General features: G+C 63.6%; 20 protein-coding genes and 1 pseudogene. 13 read left to right on the forward strand and 8 right to left on the reverse strand.

Annotation, left to right across the window (positions count from 1 at the left end):
• The first annotated feature begins 126 nt into the window (after positions 1-126).
• The 3 genes from flhB (at position 127) to B2R83_RS08240 (ending at position 4,849) form a co-directional block, all read left to right on the forward strand.
• Positions 127-1,317, forward strand: a complete 1,191-nt coding sequence (gene flhB, locus B2R83_RS08230) for a flagellar biosynthesis protein FlhB (protein ID WP_292039995.1) — start codon at positions 127-129, stop codon at positions 1,315-1,317.
• Positions 1,317-3,437: a flagellar biosynthesis protein FlhA gene (gene flhA, locus B2R83_RS08235; RefSeq protein ID WP_292039996.1), complete on the forward strand. Its 2,121-nt coding sequence runs from the start codon at positions 1,317-1,319 to the stop codon at positions 3,435-3,437. Before flhB ends, flhA begins: the two co-directional genes overlap by 1 nt.
• 296 nt (positions 3,438-3,733) lie before the next feature.
• Positions 3,734-4,849 carry an MraY family glycosyltransferase gene (locus B2R83_RS08240; RefSeq protein WP_292039999.1) on the forward strand — a complete coding sequence of 372 codons (1,116 nt, stop codon included), beginning with the start codon at positions 3,734-3,736 and terminating at the stop codon, positions 4,847-4,849.
• Between the two features lie 36 nt (positions 4,850-4,885).
• Here the strand turns inward: B2R83_RS08240 and B2R83_RS08245 are convergent, their stop codons facing one another.
• From B2R83_RS08245 to B2R83_RS08255, 3 genes are all read right to left on the reverse strand, one after another.
• The gene (locus tag B2R83_RS08245) at positions 4,886-5,122 is read right to left on the reverse strand and encodes a hypothetical protein (RefSeq protein WP_292040002.1); all 237 of its coding nucleotides are present in this window, start codon (positions 5,120-5,122) and stop codon (positions 4,886-4,888) included.
• Between the two features lie 349 nt (positions 5,123-5,471).
• Entirely contained in the window at positions 5,472-5,747 is a 276-nt protein-coding gene (locus tag B2R83_RS08250; protein WP_292040003.1) for a hypothetical protein, read from the reverse strand.
• Complete coding sequence (locus B2R83_RS08255) at positions 5,744-6,202, reverse strand: DUF2778 domain-containing protein (protein WP_292040006.1); 459 nt, start codon at positions 6,200-6,202, stop codon at positions 5,744-5,746. Before B2R83_RS08255 ends, B2R83_RS08250 begins: the two co-directional genes overlap by 4 nt.
• A gap of 259 nt (positions 6,203-6,461) precedes the next feature.
• Here B2R83_RS08255 and flhF point away from each other — a divergent pair, with 259 nt between their 5' ends.
• The 6 genes from flhF to B2R83_RS08285 all read left to right on the forward strand — a co-directional run bounded on the left by flhF (position 6,462) and on the right by B2R83_RS08285 (position 11,504).
• Entirely contained in the window at positions 6,462-7,904 is a 1,443-nt protein-coding gene (gene flhF / locus B2R83_RS08260) for a flagellar biosynthesis protein FlhF (protein ID WP_292040008.1), read from the forward strand.
• Positions 7,897-8,694: a MinD/ParA family ATP-binding protein gene (locus B2R83_RS08265; RefSeq protein WP_292040010.1), complete on the forward strand. Its 798-nt coding sequence runs from the start codon at positions 7,897-7,899 to the stop codon at positions 8,692-8,694. Before flhF ends, B2R83_RS08265 begins: the two co-directional genes overlap by 8 nt.
• A 34-nt stretch (positions 8,695-8,728) precedes the next feature.
• Positions 8,729-9,466 (forward strand): RNA polymerase sigma factor FliA, encoded by a 738-nt coding sequence (locus B2R83_RS08270; protein ID WP_036212228.1) that lies wholly within the window; start codon positions 8,729-8,731, stop codon positions 9,464-9,466.
• On the forward strand, positions 9,448-10,191 hold the full coding sequence (locus B2R83_RS08275; RefSeq protein WP_209588807.1) for a flagellar motor protein: 744 nt from the start codon (positions 9,448-9,450) through the stop codon (positions 10,189-10,191). The genes B2R83_RS08270 and B2R83_RS08275 overlap by 19 nt, the downstream gene beginning before the upstream one ends.
• 7 nt (positions 10,192-10,198) lie before the next feature.
• Positions 10,199-10,948, forward strand: coding sequence for a flagellar motor protein MotD (gene motD / locus B2R83_RS08280; RefSeq protein ID WP_292040014.1), 750 nt, complete (start codon positions 10,199-10,201; stop codon positions 10,946-10,948).
• A 61-nt stretch (positions 10,949-11,009) separates the two neighbouring features.
• On the forward strand, positions 11,010-11,504 hold the full coding sequence (locus B2R83_RS08285) for a hypothetical protein (RefSeq protein WP_292040016.1): 495 nt from the start codon (positions 11,010-11,012) through the stop codon (positions 11,502-11,504).
• A gap of 144 nt (positions 11,505-11,648) precedes the next feature.
• Here the strand turns inward: B2R83_RS08285 and B2R83_RS08290 are convergent, their stop codons facing one another.
• The gene (locus B2R83_RS08290) at positions 11,649-12,710 is read right to left on the reverse strand and encodes a M35 family metallo-endopeptidase (RefSeq protein ID WP_292040019.1); all 1,062 of its coding nucleotides are present in this window, start codon (positions 12,708-12,710) and stop codon (positions 11,649-11,651) included.
• A 224-nt stretch (positions 12,711-12,934) separates the two neighbouring features.
• Between B2R83_RS08290 and B2R83_RS08295 the strand changes: the two genes are divergently transcribed.
• Positions 12,935-15,508 carry an EAL domain-containing protein gene (locus tag B2R83_RS08295; RefSeq protein WP_292040020.1) on the forward strand — a complete coding sequence of 858 codons (2,574 nt, stop codon included), beginning with the start codon at positions 12,935-12,937 and terminating at the stop codon, positions 15,506-15,508.
• Between the two features lie 213 nt (positions 15,509-15,721).
• On the forward strand, positions 15,722-16,780 hold the full coding sequence (locus B2R83_RS08300) for a hypothetical protein (RefSeq protein ID WP_292040022.1): 1,059 nt from the start codon (positions 15,722-15,724) through the stop codon (positions 16,778-16,780).
• 5 nt (positions 16,781-16,785) lie between these two features.
• Here the strand turns inward: B2R83_RS08300 and B2R83_RS08305 are convergent, their stop codons facing one another.
• The 3 genes from B2R83_RS08305 to B2R83_RS08315 form a co-directional block, all read right to left on the reverse strand.
• Entirely contained in the window at positions 16,786-17,127 is a 342-nt protein-coding gene (locus B2R83_RS08305; RefSeq protein WP_292040024.1) for a hypothetical protein, read from the reverse strand.
• Between the two features lie 165 nt (positions 17,128-17,292).
• Positions 17,293-17,751 carry a hypothetical protein gene (locus tag B2R83_RS08310; protein WP_292040026.1) on the reverse strand — a complete coding sequence of 153 codons (459 nt, stop codon included), beginning with the start codon at positions 17,749-17,751 and terminating at the stop codon, positions 17,293-17,295.
• Between the two features lie 12 nt (positions 17,752-17,763).
• Positions 17,764-18,303, reverse strand: coding sequence for a lysozyme (locus B2R83_RS08315; protein WP_292040028.1), 540 nt, complete (start codon positions 18,301-18,303; stop codon positions 17,764-17,766).
• Between the two features lie 126 nt (positions 18,304-18,429).
• Here B2R83_RS08315 and B2R83_RS08320 point away from each other — a divergent pair.
• Together B2R83_RS08320 and B2R83_RS08325 are read left to right on the forward strand one after the other, a co-directional pair.
• A pseudogene (locus tag B2R83_RS08320) lies at positions 18,430-18,920 on the forward strand (Hcp family type VI secretion system effector).
• 287 nt (positions 18,921-19,207) lie between these two features.
• The gene (locus tag B2R83_RS08325; RefSeq protein WP_292040030.1) at positions 19,208-19,654 is read left to right on the forward strand and encodes a hypothetical protein; all 447 of its coding nucleotides are present in this window, start codon (positions 19,208-19,210) and stop codon (positions 19,652-19,654) included.
• 65 nt (positions 19,655-19,719) lie between these two features.
• Here B2R83_RS08325 and B2R83_RS08330 read toward each other — a convergent pair whose 3' ends face one another.
• Entirely contained in the window at positions 19,720-20,190 is a 471-nt protein-coding gene (locus B2R83_RS08330) for a flagella synthesis protein FlgN (protein ID WP_209588817.1), read from the reverse strand.
• Positions 20,191-20,192 lie beyond the last annotated feature (2 nt).

Here is a 20,192-nt window from a genome sequence, read left to right on the forward strand (position 1 = left end):
TTTCTGGTCAGTCGACGCTCGCTGAATACAGGGCACTTTGTTCCCCTGTTCGATGTATGGCCGCACGGCAATATCGGCGACAATGCTGACTTGTACTAGTCACGAACGACAAGACAGGGAAGCAAGATGGCGGACGACAGCGACGCAGAAAAGACAGAACCAGCGTCACCCAGAAGGCTAGAAAAAGCCCGTGAAGAAGGCGATGTCCCCCGCTCGCGCGAAATCGCCACGTTTACCGTCCTGATGACTGCCGGCGCCGGCCTGTGGATGACCGGCGGCTCGCTGATCGGCAAGCTGGAGCTGGCCATGCAATCCGGCCTGTCGCTCAGCCGCGACCAGGTCTTCAACCCCAACGTCCTGATCGAACGCATCACCGCCGACCTGGTGGCGGTCCTGATCGCCTGCCTGCCGCTGGCCGGCCTGATCATGCTGGTGGCGCTCGCGTCGCCGCTCCTGATCGGCGGCTGGAACTTCTCTTCCAAGGCATTCATGCCGAACTTCATGAAGCTGGACCCGATCAAGGGCATCGGCAACATGTTCTCCACCAATGCCCTGATCGAACTGCTGAAGGCCGTCGCCAAGACCTTGGTGGTCGGCGCCGTGGCCTGGGTGGTCATCATGGGCCAGAAGGATGCAGTGATCGGCCTGGCGCTCGAGCCGCTGAATGCCGGCAGCGCCCACGTGGGCGAGCTGGTGGCCAAGGCTTTCCTGTTCATCACCGGCGCCCTGGGCGTGATTGCCGCCATCGACGGCCCCTGGCAGCTGTGGCACTACCACGACAAGATGAAGATGACGCGCCAGGAAATGATCCAGGAGTCGAAGGAGTCGGACGGCAATCCGCAGATTAAGGGGAAGATTCGCCAGATGCAGCGCGAAATGGCGCGCGGCCGCATGATGCAGAATGTGCCCACTGCGGATGTGATCGTCACCAACCCGACCCACTATGCAGTGGCGCTCAAGTACGCCGACGGCCAGAAGGGCGCGCCGCGCGTGGTGGCCAAGGGTGTCGACGACGTCGCCGCCAAGATCCGCGAACTCGGCGCCGAGCACAAGGTGACCCTGCTGGAAGCCCCGGCCCTGGCCCGTGCGCTCTACAAGCACACCGACATCGACGAAGAAATCCCGGAGAAGCTGTTCTCGGCCGTGGCGGAAGTGCTCGCCTACGTCTACCAGCTGCGCGCCTACAAGAAGGGCGAAGGCCTGTATCCGGATCGCCCGACCAAGCTGGCGGTGCCGGCAGAGATGGACCCGAACGACCCGGCCTATAAGGGACCGGGGGCAGCAAATACCGACCCGAATAACGGAGCATTGCACTAATGAACAGCGTCAAACTGCCGGCATGGACGAACGGGCTCGCGTCGCGCGGCGCCAGCGCGCTCGCGGCCCCGATCTTCATCGTCATCCTGCTGGCGATGATGATCCTGCCGCTGCCGGCCTTCGTGCTGGACGTGTTCTTCAGCTTCAACATTGCGCTGTCCGTCATCGTCTTGCTCACCGCGCTGTATACGGTCAAGCCGCTCGACTTCATGGCCTTCCCGGCCATCTTGCTCATTTCGACGATGCTGCGCCTGGCGCTCAACGTCGCCTCGACCCGTATCGTCCTGACCGAAGGCCATACCGGCGGCGCGGCCGCGGGCAAGGTGGTCGAAGCCTTCGGCCACTTCCTCATCGGCGGCAACTACACGGTCGGTATCGTCGTCTTCGTCATCCTGACCATCATCAACTTCACGGTCGTCACCAAGGGCGCCGGCCGTATCGCCGAAGTGGGCGCGCGCTTCGCCCTGGATGCGATGCCGGGCAAGCAGATGGCGATCGACGCCGACCTGAATGCCGGCCTGATCGGCGAAGCAGAAGCCCGCAAGCGCCGCAACGAAGTGGCGCAGGAGGCCGAGTTCTATGGCGCGATGGACGGTGCATCCAAATATGTGAAGGGCGACGCCGTCGCCGGCATCATGATCACCCTGATCAACGTGATCGGCGGCCTGATCGTCGGCGTGGTGCAGCATGACCTGGCCTTCGGCCAGGCGGCCGAAACCTATACGCTGCTGGCCATCGGTGACGGCCTGGTGGCCCAGATTCCTTCCCTGATCATCTCGATCGCGGCCGGTATGGTGGTCTCGCGCGTGGCCAATGAGGACGACATCAGCAGCCAGGTCACCAACCAGCTGTTCGCCCGCCCGGAAGCCCTGTACATCACCGGCGGCATCATCTTCGCCCTGGGCCTGATCCCGGGCATGCCGAACCTGATCTTCCTGCTGCTGGGCAGCGTATTGATCGGCGGCGGCTGGCTGATCGCCAAGCGCAAGAAGGAAGCGCCGGCCAAGGAAGCGGCCGCGGCGGAAGCGGCGGCAACGGCCGCGGCCGGCGGCGCGGCCGCCACCCCCGCCGAATCGGAAGAGGCGACCTGGCAGGACGTCATGGCAGTCGACACCCTCGGCCTGGAAGTGGGCTACCGCCTGATCCCGCTGGTCGACAAGACCCAGGGCGGCGAACTGCTCAAGCGCATCAAGGGCATCCGCAAGAAGTTCGCCCAGGAAGTCGGCTTCCTGGCGCCGCCGGTGCACATCCGCGACAACCTGGAACTGAAACCCTCGGCCTACCGCATCACGCTCAAGGGCGTGGAAGTGGGGACTGGCGAAGCGATCAACGGCCAGTTCCTGGCGATCAATCCGGGCATGGCCAGCGGCACGCTGCCGGGCCTGGTCACCACCGACCCGGCCTTCGGCCTGCCGGCCACCTGGATCGACGCCAGCCTGCGCGACGAGGCGCAGAGCCTGGGCTATACCGTGGTCGACGCCGGCACCGTGGTGGCGACCCACCTGAACCACCTGATCACGACCCACGCCTCGGAACTGCTGGGCCGACTGGAAGTCCAGGACCTGCTGGATCACCTGGCCAAGGGGGCGCCGAAGCTGGTCGAAGACCTGGTGCCGAAGGTGGTGTCGCTGTCGACCCTGCAGAAAGTGCTGCAGAACCTGCTGCTGGAAGGCGTGCACATCCGCGACATGCGCACCATCATCGAGTGCCTGTCTGAGTACGCCGGCCAGACCCAGGACCCGAACGAGCTGACCGCCATGGTGCGGGTGGCGCTGGGCCGGGCCATCGTGCAGCAGCTGTTCCCGGGCACGAATGAACTGTCGGTGATGACCCTCGACAACCGTCTCGAGCGTTTGCTGATGCAGGCCATGGGGGCGGGCGGCGACGGCACCGGCATCGAGCCCGGCTTGGCCGACACCATTGCGCAGCAGGCGGCGAATGCCGCCGCCCAGCAGGAACAGATGGGCCTGAGCCCGGTGCTGCTGGTGCCGGCCCCGCTACGCGTGTTGTTGTCGCGCTTCCTGCGCCGTGCGGTGCCGCAGCTGAAGGTGCTGTCGCATAACGAAATTCCGGAGACCAAGACGATCCGGGTGACCAGCCTGGTGGGTGTGCCGATGTAAGCATGCCGCGTAGTCAAGGCAGTGATGGCTACCGATTTGTCTCTTTTTGGAATCATCCCCCTGTTCTGGGGGCTGTTCCCAGTGCCCAAAGTCAAGTTAACGTGTTGATTTGTGATAACATTCTCGTTGCTCTAAAACAGTGCACGAAATTTCCCGGGCCGTGATGTCATCGCGGCTCATCTACAACCACCTCCCGATCAGCCAACGTTGTTCAGTTGGATTGAACACGTTCGGTGTCTTTGCGATTAATAATGCTGGAATATCAACAATTTGGGCTTGGCTTGACGGCGTTGGCCGTGAGTTTTGCTGTGTGTCTGCTGATCGTCCTGTCGCAGAAATGGCACGGTAAGCTCTCTCACGACCACGACCTGAACGGCGTGCAGAAGGTGCACACGACCGCAGTGCCGCGCATCGGCGGTATCGGTGTCATGGCAGGCGTGCTGCTTGGTCTGGCGCTGTTCCAGATGCTGGCGCCGGCTGGCGTCAACCCCCTGCATTCGGCCGACATCCGCCTGCTGCTGCTCGCCAGCCTGCCGGCTTTCCTCGCCGGCCTGATCGAAGACTTCACCAAGCGCGTGTCCGTTCGGGTGCGCCTGGCCGCGACCGCCATGAGTGCGATGATCGCCAGCGCCGCCCTGGGCGCGACCGTGACCGAACTCGACCTGTGGGGCGTGGATACGCTGCTCGCATTTGCTCCGTTCGCCATCATCGTGACGGCCGTGGTCGTCTCGGGCGGCTCGAATGCCATCAACATCATCGACGGCTTCAACGGCTTGTCGAGCAGCACGATCATCATCATGTCCGCCGGCCTGGCTGCCGTCGGCCTGCAGCATGGCGACCATCTGGTGGTGGCCATCGGCGCTCTGTGCATCGGCGCGACCGCCGGTTTCCTGGCCTTGAACTATCCGTTCGGCAAGCTGTTCCTGGGCGATGGCGGCGCTTACTTCCTGGGCTTCCTGGTCTCGGAAATGGCCGTGCTGCTCCTGGTGCGCAACCCGTCGGTGAATGCATGGCAGGTGCTGGCGATCTGCGGCTATCCGGTCATCGAGGTGCTGTTCAGCATGTATCGCCGCCGCGTGATCCAGAACGTCAGCCCGGGCGCGCCGGACGCGCTGCACCTGCATACGCTGGTGTACCGCCGGCTCGTCTTCAAGCATGTCCGCCGTGACGCGTCGCGTCCGTGGAACCGCAATGCCAGCGTGGTGTGCTTCATCGCTCCTGCGGTGGCGATGTGCGTGGCGGTGAGTGTGATTGCCGGCGCATCGGCGCCGGTCAGCCTGGCGATCGTGGCGGCGCAGCTTGCGCTCTACATCGTGGTGTATGGCCGTCTCGTGCGTGGCCGCTGGGGTGTTGCCGGTCGTGCCAGCGCCGACGCCATCTCGGCCAGCGCCAACGCTTCCTCGTCTTCCTGATTTGCACGCCGCGATACCGGTCCGCGGCGGCCGGTATCAGCGGCGTCGCCGCTGTACCCACCAGTTCTCGAACCAGATCGAGAAGTGCAACAACAATCCTGTGACGAACAGGAAATCTCCCACACGACCCAAACGCAGGCCTGCGGCGATGACGCCTGCGATCAGGAACGCCGCCCTCAGGGCAGGGATGCTGTTGTCCAGCGTCTTGCAGAAGGTGATCAAAAAGGCTTCTCCAGACATGCCGGCTTGACGCTTCGGTATCCTGAACTTCATCTGTTGGGCCTTTCGTTATTGTTCCGGAAACCCGGTACGACCGAGTATGCATCAAATTCGTCACAGTTACAATCTGAGACAATTGAGTTTCATCAACTGATTGCTCGCCGTAACATTGCGTTGTAATCACGCTACTTATATCAGTTATCAGCGTTGTAGATGATTGTTGCATATCTGGCATGATCTGTCGCGCGTTTCAGCTGTCGTGCGCCATTACCCAAGAGGCGGCCAATGCCGCCGCCCAGCAGGCGCAGATTCCGGAAACGAAGACGATTCGGGTGACTATCTTGGCGGGGGCGATGTAAGGAATCGTCGGGCTGGCCTCAGGCACTGGTCGATATCGCCCCGGCTAAGACGCCGGCCTGTGCGCGCAACGCCGGAAGATAAACCAGCCTGCAAATGTCAGAGCAAGGATAACAACAAGCGCACTACTGAGTGCGAGCAAGGTTTCGAGATCCCGTAGTTCTTCTCCGTTGGTCGAGCTGTAAAGCTCGATCAGCCAGAGCGACACTGCTGGCGGCAGCTGCGGGCCAAGGTCGGGACGCGCGAGCCAAAAATGCCCTAGGGCGGCGGTGCCGGCCAGAACCCAGGTGCCAAGCATGAAGCGTGTGGTAGTCGGTTTCACTTGACTGTTATTTGGCCGTAAGCCATCAAGGCGCTGCCAGGAATGGCGATCTGACTGCTTGCCTTCAGGCGGGCGCGCAAGATGTTGAAATCAGCACGGCTGTCGATAGTAATGCAACCCTGGCTGATACCCAGGCTTCCCTTCGGGTGAAGCCGAAAACTGCCTCGCTTTACTTTATTGCAGAAAGTTTCATCGTCAATTTTTCCGTCAGCGGCATAGAGGGCAAACCAGTCCGATTTGTTACTGAAGAGGTCGCGCAAGGGACCCAGCATGCCACCCGATTGGCGATCGATTATGTAGTAGAGACCAGGGGGAATCGGCCCAACGCCTGCATGGCAGGCAAATTCCCGGCGATTTGCATGGGCTCCTAAGCCCGAGAACGCTGGAAACTGTGTTGCATACACGTTAACCATGCTCATCGGTTTACCATTGAGTTCAAACGAGCAGCGAAGCATGTGCGTTTCTCCCGGGAGGTTTGCTCCAGCTTGTCGAGCATAGGCAAGCGCCGAATACGGTCGCTGTGATGCCACAATTTCCCTTCGTTTGCTTCCCCGGTTGGCGCAGGAAGCGACGACCGTGGGGAAATAAGCCTGGTTTCCCTCCCTTTTCCCTCGATGGTTTCCTCATGGCATCGCCAATAATGTGGGCTATGTAAGGGCGATTGCGCCCATCAATCAGACATAGAACAGTACAGTTGAAGTGCGGAGAGAAACGATGAACGTGAAGAAATTTACAGCGGCTACTTCCCGTGACGCCTTGCGCAAGGTGCGCGAGGCGCTCGGCCCTGACGCGGTCATCCTTTCCAACCGCCCGGTGGACGGCGTGGTCGAGATCCTCGCACTCGACAACGACGACGTCGCCGCATTGGCTTCCCCAGCCATCGACGAGCCGCAGGCGCCGAGCTTCCAGGCCTTCGACAACGATTTCGACCCGGAACCCGTCTTCAGCCGCGCCCCGGCCGCCTTCGCGCCCGCCGCCCCGGAACCGCGCCAGCCTGCGCCACGCGCCGCTGCGCCGAAGCTGGACCCGTTCGCCGGCCAAGCTTATGTGGAACGCCGCGCAGCGCCTGCCATCGAACCGGAAATCCCGCCGACCTACGTCAACCGTCGCGCCCCGAGCCCGGAGCCGGGCATCGACATGGCCGCCATGACCCAGATGATGAGCGCCGCCATCGCCCAGGCCAAGGAATCGGCTGCTCACGAAATGAGCGGCATGATGAACGAGATCCGCGCCATGCGCGGCCTGATGGAAACCCAGCTGGCCGAACTGTCCTGGAACGCGACGCAACAGCGCGAGCCGCAGAAGGCCGCCGTGCTGCGCGAGATGCTGGCTGCCGGCTTCTCGGCCACCCTGGCGCGCTACCTGATCGACAAGATGCCGGCGACGAAAGATGTGGCCGAAGCCCTCCGCTGGATCAAGACCGTCCTGGCGCGCAACCTCACCACCATCGCCAACGAAGACGATCTCTTGAACCGCGGCGGCGTGTTTGCCCTGGTTGGCCCGACCGGCGTCGGCAAGACCACCACCACCGCCAAGCTGGCAGCGCGCTGCGTGATGCGCCACGGACCTGACAAGCTGGCCCTGATCACCACCGACGCCTACCGTATCGGCGGCCACGAGCAGCTGCGCATCTACGGCAAGATCCTCGGCGTGATGGTGCACTCGGTGAAGGACGAGGCCGACCTGCGCATCGCCCTGAAAGAACTCAAGAACAAGCACACCGTCCTGATCGACACCATCGGCATGTCGCAGCGCGACCAGATGGTGACCGAACAGGTGGCCATGCTCTCCGAATCCGGCGCCGACGTGAAGCGCCTGCTGTGCCTGAACGCGACCTCGACCGGCGAGACCCTGAACGAAGTGGTGCGCGCCTACCAGGGCTCGGGCCTGGCCGGCTGCATCATGACCAAGCTGGACGAAGCCGCCTCGATTGGCAACGTGCTCGACGTCGTGATCCGCCAGAAGCTCAACCTGCACTACATCTCGAACGGCCAGCGCGTGCCGGAAGACCTGCACCTGGCCGACCGCGCCATGCTGATCGACCGCGCCTTCCGCAACAACCGCAACGCGGCAAGCCAGTTCGGCGACGCCGACCTGCCGCTGATGATGGCCGCCGCCGGCCAGGACCGTTCGCTGCGCGAGGTGCACCTTGGCTAGTTTCGATTTCGACCAGGCCGAAGGCCTGCGCCGGATGCTGCAGGGCCCGCGCCCGCGCATCGTCACTTTTCTGTCCGCCACGCCCGAAGACGACAAGGGCGCCATGCTGGTCAACCTGGGCGCCTCGCTGGCCCAGCTGGGGAACGAGGTCCTGATCGTCGACGCCTGCGAACGCGACTACGGCGTGGCGCGCCGCCTGGGCCTGAACCGGGCCGCCAGCCTGGCCGCCGTGGCGCGCCAGGAGTATGGCCTGAACCAGGTGCTGCACGCGGTGCCGCAGGGCTTTTCGGTGGCATCGCTCGGCCGTCCGCACGGCAGCAATGACGCGCGCCGCCTGGCCAAGACCTTCGACGTGCTGGTGGGGCAGGCCGGCATCGTGATGGTCGACGGCGAACTGGGGCCAAGCGGCGAATTCCCGCTGCCGCTGATGGCGAGCTCGGAGATCGTGGTGCAGGTCTCTACCAGCGCCGCGTCGATCACGAATGCCTATGCGCTGATCAAGCGCCTGGCGCAGCAACTGGGCCGCCGTCCCTTCGGCATCCTGGTGACCGGCGCGACAGAGGCGGAGGCCAAGGTGGTATACGATAATATGTCAGCTGCGGCAACACGCTACCTGGCGGTCAACCTGCGCTCGATGGGTTCGGTGCCGGCCGACGAGTACCTGCACCGGGCCGCGCGCCTGGGCCGGGCGGTGGTCGATGCCTTCCCGCTGGCGGGGGCCTCGGTCGCCTTCCGTCGCCTGGCAGGCAAGTTCGCGTTGCACGCGATGCCTGGCATGGGCAGGGGATGAAGAACAAAGATAGCGGAAGAGAAAAGCAGAACGCATGTACACGGTCAAAGGGAAAGCGGACAAGAACCATTTGCTGACGGAGCACATGCCGTTGGTGAAGCGTCTTGCCCACCACATGAAGGCCAAGCTGCCGCCTTCGGTGGAAGTCGATGACCTGGTGCAGGCCGGCATGATGGGCCTGCTCGACGCGATCAACCGCTACGAAGACAACCACGGCGCCCAGTTCGAGACCTATGCGGTGCTGCGCATCCGCGGCGCCATGCTCGACGAGCTGCGCAACAGCGACTGGATGCCGCGCAGTACGCGCCAGAACATGCGCAAGGTGGAAGCCGCGATGGAGGCGCTGCAGCAGCGCCTGGGCCGTCCGGCCAGCGAATCCGAGATCGCCAAGTCGCTCAAGATGTCGCTTGCCGACTACCAGGAGATGCTGGGCGACGGCGGCGGCCACCAGCTGCTCTACTACGAAGACTTCCACGACCAGGGCGAGGACGGCGGCAGCGACAGCTTCCTCGACCGCTATGCGGTGGACGACAGCGATCCGCTGCGCAGCCTGCTCGATACGGGCTTCCGCCAGGCCGTGATCGACGCCATCGACGCCTTGCCGCCGCGCGAGAAGATGCTGATGGGGCTCTACTACGAGGAAGAACTCAACCTGAAGGAAATCGGCGCCGTCATGGGCGTGAGCGAGTCGCGGGTGTCGCAGCTGCACACCCAGGCCGTGTCGCGTCTGCGCGCGGCGCTGCGGGAGCAATTGTGGACTGGGCCAGCGTAGCCGGCCTGGTGCTCGCGATCGCGGGCATCTTCATCGGTCATACGCTGGACGGCGGCAAGTTCGCGTCGCTGATCCATCCGTCCGCCTTCGCCATCGTGGTGATCGGCACCTTCGGCGCCACCCTGCTGCAGAGCGAGCGGCGCAGCTTCATGCTGGGCCTGCGCATGCTGCGCTGGGTGTTTTTCCCGCCTAAATCGAACCGTGAGCTGCTGTCGCGCGAGATCGCGCTGTGGAGCCTCTCCGCGCGGCGCGACGGCCTGCTCTCGCTCGAGCAGTACATGGGCACCAAGGATAAATTCATCCAGAAGGGCCTGCGCCTGGTGGTCGACGGCATCCAGCCCGAGAAGATCCGCAGCCTGCTCGAGAACGAGATCAACGCCTACGAATTCTCGCAGCGCCAGGCGGCGCGCATCTGGGAGTCGGCGGCCGGCTATGCGCCCACCATCGGTATCCTGGGCGCGGTGCTGGGCCTGATCCACGTGATGGAAAACCTGTCCGATCCGGCGCGCCTGGGGTCCGGCATCGCGGTGGCCTTCGTCTCCACCGTGTACGGCGTGGGACTGGCCAACCTGTTCTTCTACCCGGTCGGGAATAAACTGAAGGCCATCGTCAGCGACAAGGTGGCCCAGTACGAGATCCTCGCCGAAGTCTTCCACGACCTCGCCACCGGCGACCACACCCGCGTGGTCGACGAACGGGTGGCGAGCCTGCTAACGCGCCACTGACCGGATCATGGCGCGCAAACGCTACGACGATGGGGCCCAGGAAAACCACGAGCGCTGGCTGATCTCCTATGCCGATTTCATCACGCTGCTGTTCGCCTTCTTCGTCGTCATGTACGCGATCTCGATCGTCAACGAGGGAAAATACGCGGTGCTGTCCGAAGCCCTGGGCGACGCCTTCGGCGGGCGCAGCGTGGCGCCGCAGGCGCACACCAGCGTCGAGCCGGTGCTGCCGCTGTCGCACATCGTCAACCGCAAGCGCCAGGAAGCCGCGCGGCGCGAGCGCGAGCGCATGGAAATCCTGGCGAAAGACCTCACGGCCACCCTGATGCCGCTGGTGAAATCGGGCCAGGTGCGGGTGACGCAGAACGCGCGCGGCATCGGCATCGAACTCAATGCGAGCGTGCTGTTCGCGCAAGGCGAGGCGACCCTGCAGCAGGAGGCGCGCGAGGTGCTGGGCGCGGTGGCGGGCCTGCTCAAGGATGCGCCGCAGCGCATCGAGGTCGAGGGCCATACTGACAACCTGCCGATCACCAACGAGCGCTTCGCCTCCAACTGGGAACTGTCGGCGGTGCGCGCGGCCAGCGTGGTGCGCCTGTTCATCGAGAGCGGCGTGCAGGATGTGCGCCTGTCGGCCATCGGCCATGGCGCGACGCGCCCGGTGGCGCCGAACGACACGCCCGCCAACCAGGCGCGCAACCGGCGCGTGGCGGTGATGATCCTGGCGTCGGTGCCGGAACCGCTGCCGGCGGGTGTATAGTAGGCATGAAATAAAAGTACGTTTCTGCAGTTCTTTTGAAATAATATTTCAAGGAGAAAGAATGCATGTCACACGCTTTTTGCCGCCGGCCCTGCTGGTCCTCGGAGGCCTGGTGAGCGCAGCCGGCGTCGTCGGCGCGCAGGAGAAGGAAGAGCAGGTGCGCCACCAGCTCGAGGTCGAAACCGGCGGCGGTACGGTACGGGTGCGCCTGCTGGTCGAGAACCGCGGCGACACCGCGATCTACATCCCGCGCGAAATCGCCGCCGGCGACGAGATCACCGGCCGCCGCTTCGAGCTGCGCGACGCCAGGGACCGGCCGCTCGACTATGTGGGCATGATGGTCAAGCGCGGCGCGCTCACGGCCAGCGACTGGCAGGAAGTGGCGCCGCACAGCATGCACATGAACACCATCGACATCACGCCGTCCTACGCTTTCAGGAAAGGGAAGCAGGGCTACGAGATCCGTTACGACGGGCCGTGGCTGGCGAATCTCACGCAGCTCGACGCGGTAAAACACAGTCCGGCCGCGCCGGTGAAGTTCAGTTTCAGCCAATGAAAACGGGCCGGCGTTGCCGGCCCTTCGGTGTTGTAGGGTGGGCGGGTCCCCCGCCCACGCGGTCAACCAGCGGCGAGATCATCGTAACGCGTCTTTTATCCTCCAACTATCACCGCGTGGGCGGGAAGACCCGCCCACCCTACATCAGTCCAGCGCCGGGGTGTTCTCGCCGAAATACTCGTGCGAATCGGCGTTGTTGACCGCATGCGCCGGATTGGTCCTGGCCAGCTCGGCCGCTCCCTGCTGGCCGTATACGTGGTCGTCGGTGGCGGCGACCACGTCGAAGTGGCTCAGCTCGTGCAGCAGGGTGCCGCCGCGCGAGTCGGTGCCGGTCAGGGACGCGGTCCAGAACGCCTTGCAGACATAGATCGCGTAGGGCTGGGCCGGATACACGTAGGCGAAATAGTTTTCGTTGCAGCCGCAGTCGATCTTCAGGGGCTTGGTCTCGAAGGCGTCGCGGATCGCCGTGAAATTGGTGTTCACGGTGGCGGCGCGGCCGGCATCCAGGGCGCCGAACCAGGTGCCGTAGCGGGCGCCGTACTGCGCGCCCCCGGCGCCCGCCGCCAGGTAGTTGTGGGCGTCGACCGTCATCGCCTTGCCGGCGTCCACGGCCGCCGCCAGCTGCTCCTGCTGGGCGTTCGAGCACTTGCTGAATTCCAGCGAGGCGGCGCCGGCGACGGCCTGCTTGGCCGGCGGCCTGGCCCCGCGCGGCAGGCGCCCGTCGATCCAGATCCCGACCTGGCTGGACGCCAGCGCACCCGGCACCGGGCGCATTCCGGAGGCGGCGAACAGGCCGCTCGAGGCGGTGCGGTAGCGCAGCTGGTAGGGGCCGGTGACGCTCATCTCGTACAGCGCCGACAGCTCGACCGTGCTGGTGAGCGTGGCGCCGGGTTCCAGCCGCAGGTAGTCGTCCGGGCCGGGGGCCGGGCGCTTGGCCTTGATGCCGAGGTAGCGTACTGGCTGGCCGTCGCGCAGCACCTCGAACAGCGGCGCCTGCACGCCCGCCACCGGGGTGTGCCACTTGAGCAGGAACTGCGGCGTGGCGCTGTTGTTCTGCAGGGTGACGCGCACCAGCACCTCGTCGCTGCGGGCGAATTTTTCACGCACGGGCTGGACGCTGACGTTGACGTCCTGCGCCAGCGCGGGCAGGGCGGACAGGGCCAGCGTCAAGGACAGCAGCGGGCGCGGCAGGATTGAGTGGCGCATGGCGGGCTCCTTGCAGTTGGGATTGAACCTACTGTGCGCCGCCGGCGCGACCGCATCTTGAGCAATCCCAAGCGTATATTTACCGCGGGCAACAAAACCACACCGTGAGTATGGCCTATTAACAACAGATGTGATTATCTGTGATTATTTGCTCGATTCGGGACAGAGCCATTGCTATGATGCAATCAAACTATCCTCCCGTAAATATTTCTCCTTTCTAAGCCATGAACGCCCTGCATGACCTTGTTGACGAGCTCGCCCGCGAGATCGGGCTCGACTGCGAGGAAGTCGCGGCGCGCAAGGCCTACCTGGAACTGGACGAGCCCGACATCGAGGCCCTGCGCGACGTGCACGCGCTGCTCGAGTCCCATCGTGACGCCTTCTCGGACCGCTTCTACGCGCACCTGATGTCCTTCCCGAAGCTGCGCGGCATGCTGGGCGACGGCGCCGAGGCGCGCCTGCGGCACGTGCAGGCCGCCTACTTCAGCAGCCTGACGGCCGGCGAGTATGGCGAGGAATACATGCGCGAGCGCCTGCGCGTGGGCGCGACCCACCAGCAGATCGGGCTCGATCCGAAGTGGTACATCGGGGCCTACCGCAAATACCTGTCGGAGCTGTCCGGCCTGCTGTGGCGCCGCCTGCGCGGGCAGCCGGAACGCTTCCGCGCCGCCCTGGAAGCGGTGCTGAAGATCGTCTGCTTCGACATGGGCCTGGCGCTCGACACCTATACCCATGCCAGCCAGCGCAGCAGCCTGCAGAATCAGAACTACCTGGAGCAGGTCATCGACGGCATGCCGGCCGGCCTGGTGGTGGTGGACGCCGAACTGCGCGTGCGCTCGATGAACCGCACCATGGCCGACCTGCTGGGCGTGCCCGACAGCCTGCTGCTGGAGCGGAAACCCGCGCTCGAAGAGCTGATTCCCTGCCGCGAACTGGCCGACCGCGCCGCCGAGGCGCTGGCCTCCGGCGCGCGCCACGACCACGTGCTGGTCACGCTCGACGGCCGCGCCGACGGCGTGCGCTACGTCGACTTCAACATCCGCCGCGCGCGCAAGGACGGCAGCTACATGCTGCTCCTGATCGGCCAGGACATCACCTTCCGCCGCAAGGCCAGGTTGCGCCTGCAGGAGAGCGAGGAGTTCTTCCGCCTTACCTTCAACCAGGCCGCGGTCGGCATCGCGCTGCTGGGCAGCGACGGCCGCGTGCTGCGTACCAACAGCAAGATGTCGCACATCCTCGGCTATTCCGAGGTCGAGCTGCTGCAGCGCTTCTTCCAGCAGTTGACCTGCGACGACGACCTGCCGGACGAGCTGGCACTGATCAACCGCCTGAAGGCCGGCGAGATCAGCGACTACCAGCGCGAGAAGCGCCTGATCCGGCGCGACGGCGCCCGGGTCTGGGTCAGCGTCACCGTGTCGCGCATGCGCGACGCCAACGGCAACCAGCGCTTCATCTGTGTCATCAAGGACATCCAGCGCCAGAAGCAGGCCGAGGAAGCCCTGCTGCGCCTGGCCAACCACGATGCCCTGACCGGCCTGCCCAACCGGGTCCTGATGCAGGACCGCCTGGGCCAGGCCATCATGCACGCCCATCGCGCGGGGCGCCAGGTGGCGGTGATGTTCATCGACCTGGACCGCTTCAAGCACGTCAACGACAGCCTCGGCCACGATGCCGGCGACGCCCTGATCGTCGAGATCGCGCGCCGCCTGTCGAGCAGCCTGCGCGAGAGCGACACCGTGGCGCGCCAGGGCGGCGACGAATTCGTGGTGGTGCTGCCCGACCTGGCGGGCCAGGACGACGCGGCCAAGGTGGCGCGCAAGCTGCTCGACAACCTGTTCCAGCCCATGCTCCTGTGCGGGCAGGAAGTCTTCCCGTCCGGGAGCATCGGCATCGCCATGTATCCACGCGACGGCGAGGACAGCGCCACCCTGCTGAAGAACGCCGACAGCGCCATGTACGGCTCCAAGGGCAAGGGCGGCAACCATCATTCCTTCTACGCCGCCGAGATGGGCGAGCAGGCGGCCCAGCACCTGCGCATGGAAGGGGCGCTGCAACGCGCCCTGCAGCGCGAGGAATTCCTGCTGCACTACCAGCCGGTGGTGGACATCGGCAGCGGCGTGGTCTCCGGCGTGGAGGCGCTGCTGCGCTGGCAGCCGGTGGGCGGGCCGATGGTCTCGCCCGCCGAATTCATCCCGCTGGCCGAGGAGACCGGCCTGATCGTGCCGATCGGCGACTGGGTGCTGGCCACCGCGATGCGCCAGCAGGTGGCCTGGCGCCGCGCCGGCCTGCCCCCGGTGCGCATCAGCGTGAACCTGTCGGCACGCCAGTTCCTGGGCCAGGACGTGGCCCAGCGCGTTGCCGCGCTGCTGGCGGAGACTGAGTGCGACCCGGCCTTCCTGACCCTCGAGATCACCGAGAGCGTGCTGATGGAGAACCCGGGCGCGGCCACCGAGACCATGGGCCGCCTGGCCGCGATGGGCGTGCAGCTGGCCATCGACGACTTCGGCACCGGCTACTCCAGCCTGGCCAGCCTGAAGCGCTTCCCGATCCACAGCCTGAAGATCGACCGTTCCTTCGTGATGGACCTGACCCAGGACGCCGACGACGCGGCCATCGTCAACGCCGTGATCGCGCTGGCGCATTCGATGAAGCTGAACGTGATCGCGGAAGGCGTCGAGACCAGCGAGCAGCTGGCCTTCCTGCAGGCGCGCGGCTGCGACCAGATGCAGGGCTACTGCTTCAGCAGGCCGGTCGAGCCGCAGGCGATTGCGGCGATGCTGGGCAAGGTGCCGGCCTAGAGCTACTCTGGACTATTACCGTTGGCCGTAAGACCGTCGCACCGGCGAAGGCCGGTGCCCAAGTTTGTTTGCGCGGCTACTTGCATGCATGCGTGGGGGCTTCGCACGATATGCTCAGGTTTGTGATTCTTTCCTGAATCCGCGCCGACAGGATTGACTGGGATAGCGTCGCTCCAGATACTCGGGGGCTGACCATCTCTTTCCCGATTGCCGATGAAAACCCTGCTGCGCTGCCTCGTCTGTGCATCCATCCTGGCCGGCGCGCACGCGGCCGCGCAAACCGCACCGGCCGCCGTGCCGGCATCCCCGGAAGGCCGCATCGCCGCCAAGCCGCTGTTCCGCGATCCCGTCTTCGACGGCGCCGCCGACCCGGTCGTGATCCGCAATGCCGCGCGCGGCACCTGGTGGATGTTCTACACCAACCGCCGCGCCAACGCGGCCGGCCTGTCGGGCGTATCGTGGGTGCACGGCACGAAGATCGGCATCGCCGAATCGGTTGATGAGGGCGCCAGCTGGAGCTATGTCGGCACCGCCGACATCGAGCTGCCGGCGGCGCTCGGCGGACTTGATGCCACGCACTGGGCGCCGGACGTGGTGCGCGCCGACGACGGCAGCTACCGCATGTTCCTGACCGTGGTGCCGGGCGTGTTCACCGACTGGAAGCACCCGCGCCACATCGTGCAGCTCACCAGCACCGACCTGCGCACCTGGCGCAACGCGCGCGACATCCCGCTGGCCTCGGACCGCGTCATCGACGCCGCCGTCACCAGGCTTCCTGGCGGCGGCTGGCGCATGTGGTACAACAACGAGCGCGACGGCAAGTCGATCTACTACGCCGACAGCCCGGACCTCGAGAACTGGACCGGACGCGGGAAGGTGGTCGCCGACCAGGCCGGCGAAGGGCCGAAGGTGTTCCAGTGGCGCGGCGCGTGGTGGATGATCACCGACGTGTGGCGCGGCCTGGCCGTGTACCGATCAACGGATGCCGTGAACTGGACCCGCCAGCCGGACAACCTGCTGCAGCAGCCGGGCAAGGGCGTCGACGACGGCGTCATCGGCGGCCATGCCGACGTCGTGGTGGTCGGTGACCGCGCGTGGCTGTTCTACTTCACGCATCCGGGCCGCGGCAACGTGCAGGGCGGGGCCGGCACCGGCACCGACGGCCCTGCGCAGCGCCGCAGCGCGCTCCAGGTGACGGAGCTGTTCAAAGAGGGCGACAGGCTGCGGGTGGAGCGCGACGCGCCGACGTACATTGCACTGCGCGGCGACTGAGGGCCTCAGGAGAAACCCAACGTCATCCAGGTATACCAGAGCAGCGGTGCCAGCAGGACGAGGCAGGTGGCGCCGCGGATGATCATGGATGCGCGGGTACGCAGTCCGGCGTTCCGCCTTGCGACAAGGGTAGACCACAAGGCGCTGACGCCGCTGACGACCAGCGCGAATGCATAGGTGAGGAACAGCACGCCGATCATCAGGAAGGCCTCGGATCCTCCGATCTGTCCCTTGTGCTGCCGGGCAAAGGCAATGACGGCAGCGATCCAGCCGAGGCCGAGCAGGAGGGGTACGATGCCGACGGCCATGAGCACGTTGGCAATGCGAAGTTTTCGTTGTGGCGACATCCCAAAGTTTACAGGCTGCTAGGCTGGGAAAATGCACAGATGGTCACGACCGGGGCAAGCTGGGCTGGCCTGCCGATGCTTGCGTCAGACAGGCATGTTGAACACCCGAGCGTGCCAATACATCGGTATGCGAAACCTATTGGACCAACTAATATAAGCCAGTAATTACCTCTTAACTCGCACGGCATCAAAGAACCAGCCCTTCCAGAATATAACAAGCCTGTTCCGATTTAAGATAAAAACCGTAGTGCAACTTATTTCAACAGCTGTGACGGGATTGGGGAGTTTGAGCCCTTCGACGTTTGAGTTCCATCCTTTACGCACATACAGGGTCGGCTCAACTCTCTGCGCTTCAAATTTGGTATCTCCGCAATCTCGGTCACCAAACGCGACTTTATCTTTCCTTATCGTAAAGATATGGCCGACTAGTTGCGCCGCCTCACGTTCATCGAGAGAGGCGATGTCAGCACTATCAATCGGCTTGGTAAATCGCCATTGGCCCGTCACGATACGTTCTATTGAGTCTGAAGCTTCGACTGAAGGCGGTATTATAAGAGCCAGTGTTAAAAAAAATTGCAGAAAACTGGCGCGTCGGATCAAGGGTAGAATTCGAAGGAACGACATTTGCAGTTCTCCTCATTTGCTAGTGGCAGTGGCGGCTTTTTCGATCCTGAATGGCGCGCTCTCTTCAGCACGTCTCTTGATTAGTCCGGGAGCTATCACAAGCTTCTTTTTGCCTTTCTCGATTACCGTGACCTTAATCATTAACGACATATTGTTTGCGGCGCCGGCAAAATCTCCGCGGTTCACAAACATAAAAGTGTCGCTAGAGCCTTTCGGCCCTGCGTTATAAGCTAGACTGCAAAGCGCGTCGAACTGATCTTGATTAAGTTCGACAGTGATATTGCGGTGAATGATTGCTTCCGTCTCCGCAATCTTTCGCTCAAATTCTTGGTCAACCATCTTGACTGATACTTTCCTGCCCAACTCTTCATTTGTGCAAACACCTTTGTGGGCGAGTATACCGACGCCCCAAGTGCAATGCCCCTTGTTTTTCCCCATGTCGTTGTAATACCGGTATATGGCTTTCTCCGTTGCTCGGAGACGGGCACGCCCTTCAGGCGACATCTTCATTCTTGCAGTGGGTTTTAAGGGTTTGGGATCGTTGCTAATCATATCTAGCTCCACAGTCGATGGAAATGATCAACTTATCACTGCGGAAGAATGAGCTATTGACACCTCGCAACCGGCCCCTGCATTAGTTAAGGCAGCATAACAAGCTCAACAAATACCGGAGGAATCATGGCAATCGACGTCTATCTGCAAATCGATGGCATCAAGGGCGAGTCGCAAGACGACAAGCACAAAGACTGGATCGAGTGCGCATCGGTGAATTGGGGGCTTATTCAGCCCCGCAGCGCAACCGCATCAACTTCCGGTGGGCATACGGCAGAAAGAGTCAGCTGGAAGAGGTCACGTTCAGCAAAATGGCAGACTTGTCATCGCCAATTCTCATGCAGACCTGCGCCATGGGAAAGACAATTCCAAAGGCAAAATTCGAGTTCATGCGCGCCGACGGTAACGGCAATCCTATCAAGTATTTCGAAATCGAGCTGGAAAACGTACTAATCGGCGCAATTTCACCCGGCATCGAAGCCGGTGCGATTCTGCAAGAGCATGTGAGCCTGAAATTCTCCAAGGTGAAATGGAAGTACACGCAACAGAAAATCGGCGGCGGAGGTGGCGGCTCGACTGTCGGCGGGTGGGATTTGGCGGCTAATAAAGTTGCGTAAGCAGTAAACGTATTAGAAAGCTCCGAGATGTCGGGGCTTTCCAGTTTCAGTCCATCGAGCGTGGCAAGAAAGGGGGCATGAGTGCAAGGCGCCTGAAGCGTTGAAAATGGCGAGCGCGATCACCGCGCCCCAGAGGCTGTCCTGTCCGGCCTGCAGGGTCCTTTAGGCCGAACCAAGCCCTATTTTTCCTGCATACACCCGCAGCGATTCCACCACCCGTGGGGGTCTCCCCCGAAAGAAGGCCATCCTATACTGCGCACCTGTTCGCACCATTCAAAGGACGCACCATGAAGATGACCCGCCTGTTCGCCGCCGCCTTCGTCGCACTGCTGCTGTGCGCCAGCCACGCCCGCGCCGCCGATCCGGAAGAGCGCTTCCTGCTCACGCCCGCACTGCTGGCGAAAATGAAAGCCGCTGGCCCCGAGCTCAAGAAACTGGAAAAGGACGACGAGGAAGAGCAGGACGACGGCAAGAGCAACAACATGTCGGCCGACGAGTTCGCACGCGTGCTCGACAAGGAGCCGCGCGCCAAGACGATCCTGGCCAGGCATGGCATGAGCACTCGCGAATTCGCGCTGACCAGCTACGCCATGCTGCACGCCGGCATGTTCGTCGGGCTCGAACCGACCATGAACAAGAAACAGGCCGCCGAGATGCTGGCCAAGTTCACGAAGGAACAGCGTGCCAACGTCGAGCTGTTGCGCAAGACCGACCTGAAAGCCTTTAGCAAGTAAGAGGTAGTCCGTAGAAACGACAATGGCCGCGCAAGCGGCCATTTTTCGTGGAGAAGGAGGGGGGCTCAGCCGATCACGTAGCGCTTCGATGGCCCGCTTCCCACAGCCTGGCCGCTGGCGCCATACACGCCGCCCGCGTCCGCGCCGGCCGGCATGCGCAGGGCGTTGAGCACGCCCTGGTTGTGCGCCAGCTGCTTGTTGATCAGCATGCCGTTGACGCGGTTGAGTTCCTTGGCTTCCCGGGCCAGCGCCAGCAGCGCTTCCCACTGGGTTCTCGCTTCGTCATTGCCGCCGACCGCCAGCCAGGGTTCCATGCCCGCTTCCGAGCCTTCGCAGCCGGCCGCAAGCAGCGCGGCGTGGCGCTGGGCCGACAAATCGGCGAGCGCCTGCAGCAGCGCGTTCTTGCGGGGAGTGGTTTCCGCCAGCCCATCGGCGTCAGCTGCGACGAGCAGCTGCTGTTCCTGTTTCATCAGCTCGATCAGGGAGCCGAGGTGTTGCTGTTCTTGAAGGACGGTCGAGATTGGGCTGGTGGGCATGA

Origin of the sequence: Massilia sp. UBA6681 (genome assembly GCF_002454935.1) — a bacterium.
Lineage (GTDB): Bacteria > Pseudomonadota > Gammaproteobacteria > Burkholderiales > Burkholderiaceae_D > Telluria > Telluria varians.

Coding starts and splice junctions, on each gene's coding strand:
- flhB (WP_292039995.1), top strand. CDS start 127: ATGGCGGACGACAGCGACGCAGAAAAGACAGAACCAGCGTCACCCAGA.
- flhA (WP_292039996.1), top strand. CDS start 1,317: ATGAACAGCGTCAAACTGCCGGCATGGACGAACGGGCTCGCGTCGCGC.
- B2R83_RS08245 (WP_292040002.1), bottom strand. CDS start 5,122: ATGAAGTTCAGGATACCGAAGCGTCAAGCCGGCATGTCTGGAGAAGCC.
- B2R83_RS08255 (WP_292040006.1), bottom strand. CDS start 6,202: ATGCTTCGCTGCTCGTTTGAACTCAATGGTAAACCGATGAGCATGGTT.
- flhF (WP_292040008.1), top strand. CDS start 6,462: ATGAACGTGAAGAAATTTACAGCGGCTACTTCCCGTGACGCCTTGCGC.
- B2R83_RS08270 (WP_036212228.1), top strand. CDS start 8,729: ATGTACACGGTCAAAGGGAAAGCGGACAAGAACCATTTGCTGACGGAG.
- motD (WP_292040014.1), top strand. CDS start 10,199: ATGGCGCGCAAACGCTACGACGATGGGGCCCAGGAAAACCACGAGCGC.
- B2R83_RS08285 (WP_292040016.1), top strand. CDS start 11,010: ATGCATGTCACACGCTTTTTGCCGCCGGCCCTGCTGGTCCTCGGAGGC.
- B2R83_RS08290 (WP_292040019.1), bottom strand. CDS start 12,710: ATGCGCCACTCAATCCTGCCGCGCCCGCTGCTGTCCTTGACGCTGGCC.
- B2R83_RS08295 (WP_292040020.1), top strand. CDS start 12,935: ATGAACGCCCTGCATGACCTTGTTGACGAGCTCGCCCGCGAGATCGGG.
- B2R83_RS08300 (WP_292040022.1), top strand. CDS start 15,722: ATGAAAACCCTGCTGCGCTGCCTCGTCTGTGCATCCATCCTGGCCGGC.
- B2R83_RS08305 (WP_292040024.1), bottom strand. CDS start 17,127: ATGTCGCCACAACGAAAACTTCGCATTGCCAACGTGCTCATGGCCGTC.
- B2R83_RS08310 (WP_292040026.1), bottom strand. CDS start 17,751: ATGTCGTTCCTTCGAATTCTACCCTTGATCCGACGCGCCAGTTTTCTG.
- B2R83_RS08315 (WP_292040028.1), bottom strand. CDS start 18,303: ATGATTAGCAACGATCCCAAACCCTTAAAACCCACTGCAAGAATGAAG.
- B2R83_RS08325 (WP_292040030.1), top strand. CDS start 19,208: ATGAAGATGACCCGCCTGTTCGCCGCCGCCTTCGTCGCACTGCTGCTG.
- B2R83_RS08330 (WP_209588817.1), bottom strand. CDS start 20,190: ATGCCCACCAGCCCAATCTCGACCGTCCTTCAAGAACAGCAACACCTC.